Source organism: Mycobacterium sp. ST-F2 (assembly GCF_001905655.1).
GTDB lineage: Bacteria > Actinomycetota > Actinomycetes > Mycobacteriales > Mycobacteriaceae > Mycobacterium.
On the sequence record NZ_JMHT01000085.1, the window covers coordinates 15,626 to 30,880 of the forward strand.

15 protein-coding genes are annotated in these 15,255 nt (G+C 66.6%); 5 read left to right on the forward strand and 10 right to left on the reverse strand.

The window, feature by feature from the left end:
• Positions 1-14 precede the first annotated feature (14 nt).
• The 4 genes from nirD to EB75_RS26525 form a co-directional block, all read right to left on the reverse strand.
• The gene (gene nirD / locus EB75_RS26510; protein ID WP_061001460.1) at positions 15-404 is read right to left on the reverse strand and encodes a nitrite reductase small subunit NirD; all 390 of its coding nucleotides are present in this window, start codon (positions 402-404) and stop codon (positions 15-17) included.
• 13 nt (positions 405-417) lie between these two features.
• Complete coding sequence (gene nirB, locus EB75_RS26515; protein ID WP_073698212.1) at positions 418-2,934, reverse strand: nitrite reductase large subunit NirB; 2,517 nt, start codon at positions 2,932-2,934, stop codon at positions 418-420.
• A 127-nt stretch (positions 2,935-3,061) separates the two neighbouring features.
• The gene (locus tag EB75_RS29455; RefSeq protein ID WP_166427983.1) at positions 3,062-3,478 is read right to left on the reverse strand and encodes a hypothetical protein; all 417 of its coding nucleotides are present in this window, start codon (positions 3,476-3,478) and stop codon (positions 3,062-3,064) included.
• Entirely contained in the window at positions 3,469-4,227 is a 759-nt protein-coding gene (locus EB75_RS26525; RefSeq protein WP_073698219.1) for an isocitrate lyase/PEP mutase family protein, read from the reverse strand. The genes EB75_RS29455 and EB75_RS26525 overlap by 10 nt, the downstream gene beginning before the upstream one ends.
• Before the next feature lie 145 nt (positions 4,228-4,372).
• Between EB75_RS26525 and EB75_RS26530 the strand changes: the two genes are divergently transcribed.
• The 5 genes from EB75_RS26530 (at position 4,373) to EB75_RS29460 (ending at position 8,637) form a co-directional block, all read left to right on the forward strand.
• Positions 4,373-4,657, forward strand: coding sequence for an Rv0250c family protein (locus tag EB75_RS26530; protein ID WP_020103517.1), 285 nt, complete (start codon positions 4,373-4,375; stop codon positions 4,655-4,657).
• Between the two features lie 94 nt (positions 4,658-4,751).
• Positions 4,752-5,579, forward strand: coding sequence for a succinate dehydrogenase subunit SdhC (gene sdhC, locus EB75_RS26535; protein WP_020103516.1), 828 nt, complete (start codon positions 4,752-4,754; stop codon positions 5,577-5,579).
• Positions 5,580-5,641: 62 nt separating this feature from the next.
• Positions 5,642-7,555, forward strand: a complete 1,914-nt coding sequence (locus EB75_RS26540) for a fumarate reductase/succinate dehydrogenase flavoprotein subunit (RefSeq protein WP_073698214.1) — start codon at positions 5,642-5,644, stop codon at positions 7,553-7,555.
• Between the two features lie 2 nt (positions 7,556-7,557).
• Complete coding sequence (locus EB75_RS26545; RefSeq protein ID WP_029121197.1) at positions 7,558-8,310, forward strand: succinate dehydrogenase/fumarate reductase iron-sulfur subunit; 753 nt, start codon at positions 7,558-7,560, stop codon at positions 8,308-8,310.
• A 165-nt stretch (positions 8,311-8,475) separates the two neighbouring features.
• Positions 8,476-8,637, forward strand: coding sequence for a hypothetical protein (locus tag EB75_RS29460; RefSeq protein ID WP_165605560.1), 162 nt, complete (start codon positions 8,476-8,478; stop codon positions 8,635-8,637).
• A gap of 1 nt (position 8,638) precedes the next feature.
• On the opposite strand, the gene EB75_RS26555 is transcribed toward EB75_RS29460, so the two are convergent.
• The 6 genes from EB75_RS26555 to EB75_RS26580 form a co-directional block, all read right to left on the reverse strand.
• Positions 8,639-9,124, reverse strand: coding sequence for a flavin reductase family protein (locus tag EB75_RS26555; protein ID WP_064859856.1), 486 nt, complete (start codon positions 9,122-9,124; stop codon positions 8,639-8,641).
• A gap of 69 nt (positions 9,125-9,193) precedes the next feature.
• Positions 9,194-10,600: a dTDP-4-dehydrorhamnose reductase gene (rfbD, locus tag EB75_RS26560; RefSeq protein ID WP_064859855.1), complete on the reverse strand. Its 1,407-nt coding sequence runs from the start codon at positions 10,598-10,600 to the stop codon at positions 9,194-9,196.
• Between the two features lie 14 nt (positions 10,601-10,614).
• Entirely contained in the window at positions 10,615-11,613 is a 999-nt protein-coding gene (gene rfbB, locus EB75_RS26565; RefSeq protein WP_061001453.1) for a dTDP-glucose 4,6-dehydratase, read from the reverse strand.
• Positions 11,613-12,482, reverse strand: a complete 870-nt coding sequence (gene rfbA, locus EB75_RS26570; RefSeq protein WP_073698216.1) for a glucose-1-phosphate thymidylyltransferase RfbA — start codon at positions 12,480-12,482, stop codon at positions 11,613-11,615. Before rfbA ends, rfbB begins: the two co-directional genes overlap by 1 nt.
• 36 nt (positions 12,483-12,518) lie before the next feature.
• Positions 12,519-14,021 carry a serine/threonine-protein kinase gene (locus EB75_RS26575; RefSeq protein ID WP_083612585.1) on the reverse strand — a complete coding sequence of 501 codons (1,503 nt, stop codon included), beginning with the start codon at positions 14,019-14,021 and terminating at the stop codon, positions 12,519-12,521.
• Positions 14,022-14,098: 77 nt separating this feature from the next.
• Entirely contained in the window at positions 14,099-14,977 is an 879-nt protein-coding gene (locus EB75_RS26580) for a CDP-diacylglycerol diphosphatase (protein ID WP_073698218.1), read from the reverse strand.
• Positions 14,978-15,255: the final 278 nt, after the last annotated feature.

The following is a 15,255-nucleotide window of genomic DNA, read 5'->3' on the forward strand; positions in this document are numbered from 1 at the left end:
CCAACATTCGATACTTATGCCGCCACGTCGACGCCCAGCGGGCCGATCTCGACCAGCCCGGCCCACACCCGGATCGGGTAGACGGGCAGGCTCACCGAAGGATCATCAAGGCAGACACCGTCATCCAGCGCGAAGGCCTGCTTCTTGATGGGGCTCTGCACGCAGGCCCGGCCCGCGCGGTCACCGACGAGTCCACGGGACATCACGGCAGCACCGGAGAACGGGTCGATGTTGCCGACGGCGTACAGCGAGCCGTCGTGCAGGCGGAACAGGGCCGCCTGCGTGCCGTCCGGCAGCAGGACACCGGCCCCGCGCCCCGGCACCAGCCGGTGGTACGAGCAGACCGCGGTCCACTCCGAACGGTCCTGGTACTGCGTAACTTCGGAAAGGTCGTTGAGCGTCATCGTGTCCTCCTGATCAACTCTTGGCGGGCGGGACGGTGGGCATGCCGATCGGCACCTTGCGACCGTTGCGTTCGGTGAACTCGATGGTCGGGTCGGCGACATCGGGGGCGTTGACGAACGAGACGAACTGCGACAGCTTCGCGCGGTCGTCCAGCACGCCCTTCCACTCGCAGGAGTAGCCGTCGACGTGCCGTTCCATGGCGGCTTCGAATTCGCTTGCCAGACCGAGAGAGTCGTTGCACACGACGTCGCGGACGTGGTCGAGGCCCATCTGGTCGACCCAGGGGGCGGTGCGCTGCAGCCGGTCCGCGGTGCGGATGTAGAACATCAGGAACCGGTCGATGTAGCGGACGAGGGTCTCGTCGTCGAGGTCGCCGGCCAGCAGCTGCGCGTGGGCGGGCGTCATACCGCCGTTGCCGCCGACGTACAGGTTCCAGCCGGTCTCGGTGGCGATGACGCCGACGTCCTTGCCGCGGGCCTCGGCGCATTCCCGGGCGCAGCCGGAGACACCCATCTTGATCTTGTGCGGCGACCGCAGGCCGCGGTAGCGCAGCTCCAGATCGATGGCCATCTGCACCGAATCCTGCTGGCCGTAGCGGCACCAGTCGCTACCGACGCAGCTCTTGACGGTGCGCAGCGACTTGCCGTACGCCTGCCCGGACTCCATGCCGCCGTCGACCAGCCGCCGCCAGATTTCCGGCAGCTGGTCCACCCGGGCACCGAACATGTCGATTCGCTGGCCACCGGTGATCTTGGTGTAAAGCCCGAAGTCCCTGGCGATCTCGCCGATCAGGATCAACTGCTCCGGCGTGATGTCACCGCCCGGGACGCGCGGCACCACCGAGTAGCTGCCGTTCTTCTGGATGTTGGCCAGGAAGTGGTCGTTGGAGTCCTGCAGGGCGGCCTGTTCGCCGTCGAGGATGTGGCCACTACTGGTCGACGCCAGGATCGAGGCGATGGCGGGTTTGCAGATGTCGCAACCCTTTCCGGTGCCGAACTTCTCGATCAGGCCGGAGAACTTCCGGATCTCGGTGGCCGAGATGATCTCGAAGAGCTCGGCCCGCGACTGCGGGAAGTGCTCGCACAGCGCCTTGGACTGCTCGACGCCCTGCGCTTCCAGCAGCTGCTTGAGCAGCGGAACGCAAGAGCCGCAGGAGGTTCCGGCCTTGGTGCAGGCCTTCAGGCCGGCGACGTCGGAGCAACCGCCTTCGATCGCACCGCACAGGTCGCCCTTGGTGACGTTGTTGCAGGAGCAGATCTGGGCGGCGTCCGGCAGGGCGCCCACGCCGAGAGCGCTTGCGCCGTCACCGGAGCCGGCCGGGGCGATGAGCGCCAGCGGGTCGCCGGGCAGCGCCTCACCGACCATCGGGCGCAGCACGCCGTACGACGACGCGTCGCCGACCAGGATGCCGCCCAGCAGGGTCTGGGCATCGTCGGACAGCACCAGCTTGGCGTAGGTCTGCTTCACCGGGTCGTTGACCACGACCTGCAGGCAGTCGGGCGTAACGCCCTGCGCGTCACCGAAACTCGCGACGTCGACGCCGAGTAGCTTCAGCTTGGTCGACATGTCGGCCTCGGGGAATTCGGCAGCGCCACCGAGCAGGCGGTCGGCGACCACCTCGGCGGTGGTGTAACCGGGGCCGACCAGGCCGTAGCACCGGCCCTCGACCGCCGCGACCTCACCGATGGCGTAGATGTCGGGATCGCTTGTCACGCAGGACAGATCGGTCAGGACGCCGCCGCGCTCGGCCAGCTCCAGGCCGGCGTCACGGGCCAGCTCGTCGCGCGGACGCACACCGGCGGCGAAGATGACCAGGCCGGCGTCGATCAGGGTGCCGTCGCTGAGCAGCACGCGGATGCCCTCGTCGAGCGGCTCGATGGCGTCGGTGCCGACATCCAGGTGCACCGAGATGCCCAGCTTGCCGATCATGCGGGCCAGCAGCGCACCGCCGGCGTCGTCGAGCTGCTGGTTCATCGGACGGGGCGCCCGCTCGACGATGTGGGCCTGCATGCCGAACTGGCGCAACGCATTCGCCGCTTCCAGGCCCAGCAGACCACCACCGATGACGACACCGGTGTTGTTGCCGTGGTCGGCCGATCGCTGCATGGCGGCGCGGATGCCGTCGAGGTCGTCCAGGGTGCGGTAGACGAAGCAGCCGTCGAGCTGGTGACCAGGCACCGGCGGCACGAAAGCGTAAGAGCCCGTGGCCAACACCAGTTTGTCGTACGCGATGCCGCGGCCCGACTCAGTCACCACCGTCTTGGTGGCGCGGTCGATACCGCCGACCTTGTCGGCCAGCACGAGGTCCACGAGCCCGTCGCCGTCATACCCGTTGCCCGGCAGCGCCAGCTTCGACCGGTCCCAGTGCTCGGTGTAACCCGTGAGCCCCACCCGGTCATACGCGGCGTCCGCTTCTTCGGACAGCACTGTGATGCGCCATTGGCCCGCGGCATCCCGCGAGCGCAGCGCCTCGACGAGGCGGTGGCCGACCATTCCGTGGCCCACGACCACAAGGTTCTTCGCGTCCATGCCCCAAAAGGTAGGGAGCCGATATTGCGAATTGTGTTGCCGCGTGTGAATCGACCGTCACGCTCTTCTCACAGGCCTCGGCAAACGCCCGTGAAGTGAGTGGTCCGGGTCACAGACCTGCGGAAAGCTACCCGACGCCGGCGGGCGGGACCGTGGTCGCCGTCGTGTACGGGTTGTAGATCGTCGTCGTGGTGGTGGTCGTCCCGTAACCGGACGTGCTCGACGGCGTGTACGTGCTGGTGGTCGTCGACGTATCGTCCGTCGTCGACGTCTCCGACGTGCTTTCCGTCGTCGTCGTTGTCGTCGTCGTGGTTGTGGTGGTCGTCGTGGTGGTGGTTCGGGTCGTCGTCCGCTTGGTGGTCGGATACGTCGTCAGCACGGTGGAGTCACCGACGGGACCCGACGGCTGCTCGGACTCCTCGGAGGTCTGGACCACCTGATAGATGAGGATGATCAGCAGGATCGCGGCGGCAACGCCGGCGGCCCACCACAATCCGTAATTCTCAGCCGCGTCGCGCTCACGCTGGGAGTCGCTCACTGCCACCGCGCCAGAATATCGGCGGCTGCCGTGCCCAACGCCCGCTGGAGGAACGGACCGAAACTGATTCGCCCGACCCCCAACGGACCGAACGACGCGGGGTCGTCGGACTCGGGGATCGCGATGGCGTTGATGGGCAGCGGCAGGTCGGCGGCCAGCCGGCGATAGGTGTCGTCGTCGTGGCGGCCCACCGGATACAGCGAGTCGGCCCCGGCATCGGCGCACAGCTTCAGTCGCTGGACAGCGCGCTCGTACCGGTCGGCTTCGTCGCCGATCTGGCGCAGGAACAGGTCGGTGCGGGCGTTGATCACCACGTGGACGCCGGAAGCGTCTGCCGCCCTGCGCAATTCACCGACCAGGTCGGCGTGCTCCTGCGCGTCGCGGATGCGGCCCCCGTCCTTGTGCACGGTGTCCTCGATGTTCAGGCCGACGGCGCCCGCGGCCAGCAGTCCGGAGATCAGACGGCTCGGGGCCTCGCCGTAACCGGATTCGATGTCGACGGACACCGGCACGTCGACGGCCGCGGTGATCTGGCTGACGCGCGTGGTGAGGTCGTCGAACGACATGCCTTCGCCGTCGGGCTTGCCCACCGAGTCGGCGACCGGGTGGCTGCCGACCGTCAGCGCGACGAACCCGGCGGACACCGCCAGCTTCGCCGACCAGGCGTCCCACACGGTCGGCAGGACGACCGGGTTCCCCGGCTGGTGCAGGGCCAATAGTGCTTCGGCGCGCTGCGCCAGAACCGCGTCGGACATGGTCATACCGTACCGACCACCACTGCGACGACATGCCGACACCGTCCCCACAAACGTGACCTGTCTCACTTTCATCTCCGGATCTGACTAGCATCCGGTGTCGTACTGTGATTTATGACACCCTTCAGCCCAAGGAGGTCGCCCGATGTCCACCACCACTGAGCTCACCGAACTGCACGAGTTGATCGGCAATTTGCGTCGGTCCGTCAGCTCGCTGGCCGCCAAATACGGGGACTCCCCCGCCACCCGCCGCATCGCGAATGACGCCGAGCGCCTGGCCGTCGACATCGAGCGGCTGGACATCGACATCGAAGAGCTGGAATTCAGCCGCGGCATCAAGACCCAGCACGCCAAGGAAAAGATCGTGATCCCTGACCACGACTACTCCAGCGAATTCTGGAACGACCACGACGGTGGCGTCGGCGGCTGACCGACTTGGGCACGACGGTCGTCGTGCCCATCACCGGCCCGTCCCACAACTTCATAGGTAGGCCCTGCCCCCAAACGAAATCGAGGATGCTTTCGTGAGCGCACCCGCCGCCAACCGCCCCGGGACCGGCGTCTTTTCCCCCACGCGTGCGCAGATACCGCAGCGCACCCTGCGGACCGATAACTGGCTCAAATCCCCGATTCTCATCGACCTGGGTTTCGCGGCGTTCGTCATCTACGCGACGGTGCGCGCCTTCCAGCGGGACCACTTCTACGTCGCGGACTACCACTACCTGACGCCGTTCTACTCACCGTGTCTGAGCGTCAAGTGCGGTGCGGCCAGCGAGTTCTGGCCCCAGATTCTGCCGGCCGACGGACCGCTGTCGCTGATTCCGTTCGCGGCGCTGTCCCTGCCGTTCCTGCTGCTGTTCCGGCTGACCTGCTACTACTACCGCGGCGCCTACTACCGCACGGTGTGGCAGTCCCCGACGGCCTGCGCCGTCGCCGAACCGCATGCCAAGTACACCGGTGAGACGCGGTTCCCGCTGATCATCCAGAACACCCACCGGTACTTCTTCTACATCGCGGTCATCATCTCGGTGATCAACACCTACGACGCCATCGTCGCGTTCCACTCGCCCAGCGGTTTCGGCTTCGGGCTCGGCAACATCATCCTGCTGGGCAACGTCATCATGCTGTGGGTCTACACGGTGTCCTGCCACTCCTGCCGGCACGTCACCGGCGGCCGGCTCAAGCACTTCTCGAAACACCCTGTGCGCTACTGGATCTGGACCCAGGTCAGCAAGCTCAACACTCGCCACAAGCTGTACGCGTGGATCACCCTCGGCACCCTGATGTTCACCGACTTCTACGTCATGGCGGTGTCGGCCGGGTGGTTCAGCGACCCGAGGTTTGTCGGATGAGTTTTGTCGGCAACGAAACTTTTTGATTTTCAACGCTGTTCACAACAATTTGGAGTTATTTCATGGCTGAACTCGAACGGCACGAATACGACGTCGTCGTAATCGGAGCCGGCGGGGCGGGGTTGCGTGCGGTCATCGAGGCCCGGGAGCAGGGCCTGCGGGTCGCGGTGGTGTGTAAGTCGTTGTTCGGCAAGGCCCACACCGTCATGGCCGAAGGCGGCTGCGCCGCCTCGATGCGCAACGCGAACTCCAAGGACAGCTGGCAGGTGCACTTCGGAGACACCATGCGCGGCGGCAAGTTCCTGAACAACTGGCGCATGGCCGAGCTGCACGCCCGGGAAGCACCGGACCGGGTGTGGGAGCTGGAGACCTACGGCGCGCTGTTCGACCGCACCAAGGACGGCCGCATCAGCCAGCGCAACTTCGGTGGCCACACCTACCCGCGGCTGGCGCACGTCGGTGACCGCACCGGCCTGGAGATCATCCGCACCATGCAGCAGAAGATCGTCTCGCTGCAGCAGGAGGATTTCGCCGAGACGGGTGACTACGAGGCCCGCATCAAGGTCTTCCACGAGTGCACCATCACCGAGCTGGTGAAGGACGGGGACCGCATCGCCGGCGCGTTCGGCTACTGGCGCGAGTCGGGCCGGTTCGTGCTGTTCGAAGCGCCCGCCGTGGTGCTGGCCACCGGCGGCATCGGTAAGTCGTTCAAGGTGTCGTCGAACTCCTGGGAGTACACCGGCGACGGGCACGCCCTCGCACTGCGGGCCGGCGCGACGCTGATCAACATGGAGTTCATCCAGTTCCACCCGACCGGCATGGTCTGGCCGCCGTCGGTGAAGGGCATCCTCGTCACCGAGGGTGTGCGCGGCGACGGCGGAGTGCTCAAGAACTCCGAGGGCAAGCGGTTCATGTTCGACTACATCCCCTCGGTGTTCAAAGGCCAGTACGCCGAGACCGAGGAAGAAGCCGACCAGTGGCTCAAGGACAACGACTCCGCCCGGCGCACCCCTGACCTGCTGCCGCGCGACGAGGTGGCGCGCGCCATCAACTCCGAGGTCAAGGCCGGTCGCGGCACCCCGCACGGTGGCGTCTACCTCGACATCGCCTCGCGCATCCCGACCGAGGAGATCAAGAAGCGCCTGCCGTCGATGTACCACCAGTTCATGGAGCTGGCCGAGGTCGACATCACCAAGGACGAAATGGAGGTCGGTCCGACCTGCCACTACGTCATGGGTGGCATCGAGGTCGACCCCGACACCGGCGCGTCCCGGACGCCCGGCCTGTTCGCCGCGGGCGAGTGCTCGGGCGGTATGCACGGCTCCAACCGGCTCGGCGGTAACTCCCTGAGCGACCTGCTGGTGTTCGGCCGACGGGCGGGCCTCGGGGCCGCGCAGTACGTCAAGTCATTGCCCGCGCGGCCCGTCGTCTCCGATGAGGCGCTGACCACCGCCGCGCGGGAGGCGCTGGAGCCGTTCGACGAGCACGTCGGCGCCGAGAACCCGTACACCCTGCACACCGAGTTGCAGCAGTCGATGAACGACCTGGTCGGCATCATCCGCACCAAGGAAGAAATCGAGCAGGCGCTGCTCAAGCTCGACGACCTCAAGCGCCGGATGCACAACGTCACCGTCGAGGGCCACCGGCAGTTCAACCCCGGTTGGCACCTGGCCATCGACATGCGCAACATGCTGCTCGTCAGCGAGTGTGTCGCCAAGGCCGCCCTGGCCCGCACCGAGAGCCGCGGCGGCCACACCCGTGACGACTACCCGGAGATGAGCGCCGACTGGCGCAACATCCTGCTGGTGTGCAGCGCCCAAATGGACGGGGCCGGCGACTCCCTTGTTCCGAACGTCACCGTCACCCCCGAGCAGCAGGTGCCCATGCCCGCCGAACTGCTCGCCTGCTTCGAGCTGTCCGAGCTCGAGAAGTACTACACCGACGCCGAACTGGCCGCCCATCCGGAACGGAGCTAGCGATGAGCAACAGCTACCAAGCCAATCTGCGGGTCTGGCGCGGGGACGACACCGGCGGCGGTCTCGACGACTTCAAGGTCGAGGTCAACGACGGTGAGGTGGTGCTCGACATCATCCACCGCATCCAGGCCACGCAGGCCCCGGACCTCGCGGTGCGGTGGAACTGCAAGGCCGGCAAGTGCGGCTCGTGTTCGGCGGAGGTCAACGGCCGTCCCCGGCTGATGTGCATGACGCGCATGTCGACGTTCGACCCGGCCGAGACCGTCACCATCACCCCGCTGCGGGCGTTCCCGATCATGCGCGACCTGGTGACCGACGTGTCGTTCAACTACGAAAAGGCGCGCCAGATCCCGTCTTTCGCGCCGCCGAAGGACCTCAAGCCCGGCGAGTACCGGATGCAGCAGGAGGATGTCGAGCGGTCGCAGGAGTTCCGCAAGTGCATCGAGTGCTTCCTGTGCCAGAACACCTGCCACGTGGTGCGCGACCACGAGGAGAACAAGCAGGCGTTCGCCGGGCCACGCTTCCTGATGCGGGTGGCCGAGCTGGACATGCACCCGCTCGACACCCTGGACCGCAAGGACATGGCGCAGGACGAGTTCGGCCTGGGCTACTGCAACATCACCAAGTGCTGCACCGAGGTCTGCCCCGAGCACATCAAGATCACCGACAACGCGCTGATCCCGATGAAGGAGCGCGTCGCCGACCGCAAGTACGACCCCATCGTCTGGCTGGGTAACAAGCTCTTCCGGAGGTAGGGCGCACGCAAGCATCGAGATCGACGAAATGGTCGTTCCCAAGTCTTGGGAGCGACCATTTCGTTCATCTCGAGCAGGTTTGGCTTCAGACGCCGATCGGGCGGGGACGGCGATGTTTCGGCGTAGGCTCGGAAGGGCAGCCAATCCGTGACGAAAGGCAGCCAGATGGGCCAATCAGAAACGCACAGCGTCAACGACATTCGGACCGCCATCCGCGAGCTTTCCTTGCGCGCCGAACTGGCCCGTAAGGAAGGGCGGCCTGACGATGCCGCCGAACTCGAGGCGCGGGTCGCGAGGTACCGGCAGGAGCTGGCCGCCAAGCCCTGACTCAGGCCTCCAGGCGGCGGAACGCGCTGCGGTGGAACACCATCGGCTCGACATCGGGGTTGATGACGATGTCGCTGATCGCCAGCACCACGATGGTGTGATCGCCGGCGGGGACCAGCTGATCGATCGACGTCTCCAGCCACACGCTGGTGCCGTGGATGAACAGTGCGCCGTTGTCGCGCAACTCGGTTTCCATGCCCGCGAACCGGTCGCCGGTCTTGGCGGCCAGGGTGCGCGCCGCGGCGTCGTGCTGCTGGCCCAGCACGCTGATCCCCAGGGCGGGCAGATCCTTGAGCTTCGGCCAGGTGGTCGACGTGTTCTGCACACAGAACGAGACGAGCGGCGGCTCCAGTGAAACCGGCACGAACGTGCTGGCGGCCAGACCGACCTTCTCGCCGTCGATGTGGGCTGCAATGGCGACGACGCCGATCGGGAAGTGGCCGAACGCCGCGCGCAGGGATGCCGGGCTGAGATCTGTAGAGCTCATAGTCCGTCCATCTTCACACGGCGCTTCACGACGCACCCAAGCAAGCGCCCGCTTGGCGGGAAAGCGCAGCTACCGACCCAGGTAGCGCGACAACGAATCGTCGGCCGCCTCGGGTTTGAATCCCGTTGACTCCAACTTCTGAGTGTCGAGCACGCTGTTGCGCGGCCGCGGGGCCACCGCACTGGTCGCCGACGCGAAATAGGTGTCGGTGCTGACGCCCGTGATGCGCGCCGGGTCGTGGCCCGTCAGCTCGAAAACCCGACGGGCGATGTCGGCCCACGACAGTGCTGGACCCGAACCCGTGACGTTGTACGTCCCATAGGGGGCGCCGGTTGTGGTCAGGTGCCGGATCGCCCGGGCCAGCTCCGAGGTGAACGTCAGCCGCCCGAACTGGTCGTCGACGACGGACGGGTCGACGCCGCGCTCGGCCAGCGACGCCATGGTGCGGACGAAGTTGTGGCCGTCCCCGATCACCCACGAGGTCCGCAGGATGTAGTGCCGCGGCACCGTCGCGACGATCTGGTCGCCGGCCGCCTTGGTCTGGCCGTACACCCCGAGTGGGGCGATCGGGTCGTCCTCCCGGTACGGGGCGTCTGAGGTCCCGTCGAAGACGTAGTCGCTGGAGAGATGCACCAGCGAAAGGCCGTGGGCGGTCGCGATACGGGCCAGCGCTGCGACGCCGGTGACGTTGACGGCCCAGGCGTCGGCTCGCCCACTCGGGGTCTCGGCCGCATCCACGGCGGTGTACGCGGCGGCGTTGATGACGGTGTCGTAGTCCTGCCACCGGCGGGCCGTCTCCAGATCACCCGCCAGGTCCACCTCATCGCGGGTGACGAACTCGACGGTCGGATCATCCCTATATTCGGCGCGCAGTGCCCGGCCGACCTGGCCATTCGCCCCCAACACCAGAGTCTTTCGCGGTGCGACAGGGTTGATGTCCGCCAGCCGGGCATGGGCCCGGTCCTTGGCCGACAGCTCGGCACTCTCGAGCGGAATCGGCCACTCGATGGCCAGCGTCTCGTCGGCGAGATTCACCGAAACATATTGCGCGTCAGGCGAATAGTGGTCGTTGACGAGGTAGACGTACGCGGTGTCGGACTCCAGGGTCTGGAACGCGTTGCCGACCCCACGGGGCACGAACACCGCGCGCGACGGGTCCAACTCGGCGGTGAAGACCGCACCGAACGTCGGGCCGTCGCGCAGATCGACCCAGGCGCCGAAGATCCGGCCCGTCGCCACCGAGACGAACTTGTCCCACGGCTCGGCGTGGATGCCGCGGGTGGTGCCGGCCGCGTCGTTGAACGAGATGTTGTTCTGCACGGGCCCGAAATCCGGCAGCCCGAGCGCCGTCATCTTCGCGCGCTGCCAGTTCTCCTTGAACCAGCCGCGGTTGTCGCCGTGCACCGGCAGGTCCCAGATGGTCAGGCCGGGAATCGGCGTGACATTGGCGGACAACGGTTTTCCGTATTCGGTCACGGGTTGCCCACCGCTCACTGGCCCTGGCTCGCGTAGCGCGCTTCCGTGGCGTCCTTGCCGGGACGCCACCAGGCTTCGTTGTCGCGGTACCAGGCGATGGTGGCGTCCAGCCCGTCGGCGAAGTCGACATACTTTGGCTGCCAACCGAGTTCGGTGCGCAGCTTGGTCGAATCGATGGCGTAACGCAGATCGTGGCCGGCCCGGTCGGTGACGTGGTCGTAGGCGTCGGCCGGCTGCCCCATCTGCGCCAGGATCATCTCGATGACGGTCTTGTTGTCCTTTTCGCCGTTGGCGCCGATCAGGTACGTCTCGCCGAGGCGGCCCTGCTCGATGATCGTCAGCACGGCGGACGAGTGATCGTCCACGTGAATCCAGTCGCGCACGTTGCGGCCGGCGCCGTAGAGCTTCGGCCGGATGCCGCACAGCACGTTGGTGATCTGCCGGGGGATGAACTTCTCGACGTGCTGGTAGGACCCATAGTTGTTGGAGCAGTTGGAGATTGTGGCGCGGACGCCGAACGAGCGCACCCACGCCCGCACCAGCAGGTCACTGCCGGCCTTGGTCGACGAGTACGGCGACGACGGGTTGTAGGCGGTGCGTTCGGTGAACTTGGCGGGGTCGTCGAGTTCGAGGTCACCGTAGACCTCGTCGGTTGAGATGTGGTGCAGCCGGGTGCCGTGCTTGCGCACCGACTCCAGCAGCGTGAACGTCCCGACCACGTTGGTGTGCAGGAACGGTTCCGGATCGCGCAGGGAGTTGTCGTTGTGCGATTCGGCGGCGAAGTGCACCACGACGTCGGTCGTCGCCATCAGCTCGTCGACCAACGCGGCGTCGGCGATATCCCCCAGGACGAACGTCATTCGCTGTTCGGGCAGGCCCGCAAGGGACTCCCGGTTGCCCGCGTACGTCAGCTTGTCCAGCACCGTCACGTGATGGTCGGTGTGGTCCAGGACGTAGCGGACGAAGTTGGCCCCGATGAACCCCGCGCCCCCGGTGACCAGCAGGCGTGCCATCAGTATCCCCTGTCCAACAGGTCCAGCAGGTACGTGCCGTAGCCGGACTTCACCAACGGCTCGGCGCGTGCCCGCAGCTCATCACCGCTGAGATAGCCACGCCGCCAAGCGATTTCCTCGGGCACCCCGATCTTCAAGCCGGTGCGTCGCTCGATGGTGCGCACGAATTCGGCGGCATCGGTCATCTGATCGAACGTCCCGGTGTCGAGCCAGGCCGTGCCACGGGGCAGCACCTGCACCCGTAACCGGTTCTGCTCCAAGTAGATTCGGTTGACGTCGGTGATCTCGTACTCGCCGCGCGCACTGGGCTTCAGCTCGCGCGCGATGGACACCACGTCATTGCTGTAGAAGTACAGGCCCGGGACGGCGTAGTTGCTCTTGGGCGCCACCGGCTTTTCCTCCAGGGACACCGCCCGTCCGGCATCGTCGAATTCGATGACGCCGTAGGCCGAGGGCTCGGCGACCCAGTAGCCGAAGATCGCCCCGCCGTCGATGTTGGTGAACCGCTGCAGCTGGGTACCCAGCCCGGGGCCGTAGAGCAGGTTGTCGCCGAGCACCAGCGCAACGCTCTCTCCGCCAAGGAAATCCGCCCCGATGGTGAAGGCCTGCGCGAGCCCGTCAGGTGACGGCTGCTGCGCGTAGCTGATCGAGACGCCGTACTGCGACCCGTCGCCGAGCAGCCGTTCGAAGCTCGGCGCGTCGAGCGGCGTCGTGATGACCAGGATGTCGGTGATCCCCGCCAGCATCAGCGTGGACAGCGGGTAGTAGATCATCGGCTTGTCGTAAACCGGGATGAGCTGCTTGGACACCCCGGCCGTGACGGGATGCAGACGCGTGCCCGCGCCGCCCGCCAGGATGATCCCTTTCACCCGGCCATCCTGACACACGCGCCCCGCGTCAAGTGCTCACCGAGCAGACTCGACCGCAGGTTCTGATGCCAGCACCTTGCCGTCCTGCACGATCTCCAGTCCGGACGACGAGACGTGGTACTCGGCCGAATCCGGACTGTTGATCGCGACGAAGCCGTCGCCCGATGCGTGGACGGTGCCGAGCCTGATGGTGGCCTCGTCGGACAGCCGGTAGCCCAGGTAATACAGCACGCCGACGCTGCTGCGGCAGATCACGACCGCCGACTGCGGCGTCCGCAGGATCATCGCGGCCTCGTCGGCACCGGCGCAGCGGGCGGCTCCGTTGTAGGTGGTGAAGCCGTGGGAATCAGCGTCGGGCAGCACCATTCGTGCTGTCGTGGGCACCAGTGAGCTGGTGGCCTCGGTTGCGGTGTGCGTCGGCGTCTGACTCGAGGTCTCGGCCGTGGTGGTCGTGAGCGCCGAAGTCGTTGCGCCGCTGCGGCCGTCACGCCCACGCATCATGACCAGGCCGACGAACACCAGCGCCACCACCAGCAGTGCCCCGATGCCACTCAGCGCCCATGCCGTCGGGCTCAACCCGCGCCCAGTCGTCGTATGTGGTGGTGGCGGCCGATCAGGTTGGCGCACAAGACCCATGGGTGCGGCTGCAACCGTCGGCGCGCCGGGTACCGCGGGAACCGGTGCGGCGGGCGGCAGGGTCGCCGCCGCGCCACGTGCCAGGGCCGCGGCGAAATCCGAACACGACCGGAACCGGTCAGCAGGTCGGCGGGCCATCGCGATCGCCATCACGGGGTCCAGATCGGCGAGGTCGCGGCGGTGTTCCGCCAGCCGCGGCACCACGCCGCTCAGGCGTTGGCTGATGATCACCACCGGAGTGGAGTCACCGCCCGGGGAATGGCCGGTCAACAGTTGAAAAGCGGTGGCCGCCAAAGCATATTGATCCGCGCGACCATCGAGCGGCTCACCGAGCAATTGCTCCGGCGCGGCGTAATTCGGCGTACCGAGCGTCATGTTGGTCGACGTCAGCCCGTCGAAATCATCGACGCGCCGGGCGATCCCGAAATCCGCCAACAGCACCCGGCCACGTCCCGGACCCCCGGCGCCCAACAGAATGTTCGCGGGCTTGACGTCGCGGTGCAGCAGCCCGCGGCTGTGCGCGTGATCCAGTGCGTCGGCAATCGCCGTGACGATCGCAATCACCTGCTCCCGCGGCATCCCACCGGGGCACTGGCGCCGGACCACGTCGCCGGCGTCGGAACCCTCGACGTAATCCATCGAGATCCACAGTCGCCCGTCGTATTCGCCGCGGTCGTGCACTCCGACAATGTGCTGATGCCACAACGTCGCCGCGGCGTCGGCCTCGCGCTCGAAGCGCCGCCGGTACTCGGCATCGGCTGACAGCGCGGCCGGCAGCACCTTCAGCGCGTCGGTGCGGGGCAGTCGCGGGTGCTGCACCAGATACACCTCGCCCATACCGCCGGCGCCCAGCTTTCGGACCACGGTGAATCCGGCGAAAACCGATCCATCGGGCAACGACATGGTCGGATCGTAACGGCCAGAACGCGAATTGGCGGCCACCCGAGACTCGCTCAGGTGGCCGCCTTTTCGATGTGGACCTACCTCTTGTCCATAATCCCCTCGATGTTGGAGACACCGTGGATGCCGCTGTTCGTGTCGCTTTCCAGGACCACGAACCCCATGCCCGCGGGGTTGCGCGTGATCAGCATCGCCTCGTGCGACATGCCGACCGGCTTGCCCTGCTTGTGCAGCGGCGTGACGATGTCGTCGTTCAGCTTCTTGAAGAAGTTGGCGTCGAGGCTGTCCGTGATCCAGGCCCGGTACTGGTGCTTGCTGTCCTCGGACTTGATGAACTTGTCGTCCTTGTGCCCGGTGACCTCGATGACCTGATCGACCCACTTGTGCTCGTTATTGCTCACCTTGCCGGCCTTGACCGCCTGCGCGATGTCGTCAACTGCCGGACCGTACATCCGGGTCAGGTGGATGTGCAGCTGGTTCAGCCGGCGGCCGTCCGCCGAGTTGAGCCCGAGTGCCCAGTCCGGGCCGCCCGTCATGAAGTGAACCGACTCGTAGGCGTGCTTGAAGTAGTTCGGGGCGTCGCCGCGCAGCAGGTTGTCGCATTCGATCCCGGTCTCACGGACGGTCGGAACCACCAGCAGATCCTGGGTCTTCGTCATGTCCACACCCGGGTGCACTGCCCATCCGCGCGTCGAGTCGTTGCCCGGCCACTGGATGTCGAAGTTCCCGCCCGGGTGCTTCGGCGAGTGCTCCAGCGGGTGCGAGTGGGTCGGCGGCCGGACGCCGTCCCAGATCGGGTCGTCCTTGCCGTTGTCGCAGCCCTGGAAGTGCTGCGTGCCCGTCTCGGCGTGAGCCATCGGAGAGAGACCGAAGGCCAGCGCCGGCGCTGCCACCAGGGCGGCGACGGCCGCGATACGGCGGGTGAAGCGGGAGCGGGTGGTCACGGTCGTGTTGGTCATTTCGCCTCCTGAAGGTCTTTGGGGGTGTGCTGCTGTGGTGAAACAACCTTCGCGAATTTGTCGGCCCAGGTCAGTCCACTGATCGGGCCCTCGACCGGATGAAATCGGCGTCCCCCGATCGGGGGACACGGGCGGCTCTCCTAGGGATCGGCTCTCCTTCCACACATTCGGTCTGGAGCGGTCAACTTTCGTTGACTGTCAACGAAAGTTGACCGCTCCCAGCGAAAGGGGCTCTTCACAGATGAGGGTGTAGAGGTGGTTGGCGCGTCGTTGCCGGG

Bases quoted from the DNA above. Each gene is read 5' to 3' on its own strand.
- nirD (WP_061001460.1), bottom strand. From the start codon at position 404: ATGACGCTCAACGACCTTTCCGAAGTTACGCAGTACCAGGACCGTTCG.
- nirB (WP_073698212.1), bottom strand. From the start codon at position 2,934: ATGGACGCGAAGAACCTTGTGGTCGTGGGCCACGGAATGGTCGGCCAC.
- EB75_RS26525 (WP_073698219.1), bottom strand. From the start codon at position 4,227: ATGTCCGACGCGGTTCTGGCGCAGCGCGCCGAAGCACTATTGGCCCTG.
- EB75_RS26530 (WP_020103517.1), top strand. From the start codon at position 4,373: ATGTCCACCACCACTGAGCTCACCGAACTGCACGAGTTGATCGGCAAT.
- EB75_RS26540 (WP_073698214.1), top strand. From the start codon at position 5,642: ATGGCTGAACTCGAACGGCACGAATACGACGTCGTCGTAATCGGAGCC.
- EB75_RS26545 (WP_029121197.1), top strand. From the start codon at position 7,558: ATGAGCAACAGCTACCAAGCCAATCTGCGGGTCTGGCGCGGGGACGAC.
- EB75_RS29460 (WP_165605560.1), top strand. From the start codon at position 8,476: ATGGGCCAATCAGAAACGCACAGCGTCAACGACATTCGGACCGCCATC.
- EB75_RS26555 (WP_064859856.1), bottom strand. From the start codon at position 9,124: ATGAGCTCTACAGATCTCAGCCCGGCATCCCTGCGCGCGGCGTTCGGC.
- rfbB (WP_061001453.1), bottom strand. From the start codon at position 11,613: ATGGCACGCCTGCTGGTCACCGGGGGCGCGGGGTTCATCGGGGCCAAC.
- EB75_RS26575 (WP_083612585.1), bottom strand. From the start codon at position 14,021: ATGTCGTTGCCCGATGGATCGGTTTTCGCCGGATTCACCGTGGTCCGA.
- EB75_RS26580 (WP_073698218.1), bottom strand. From the start codon at position 14,977: ATGACCAACACGACCGTGACCACCCGCTCCCGCTTCACCCGCCGTATC.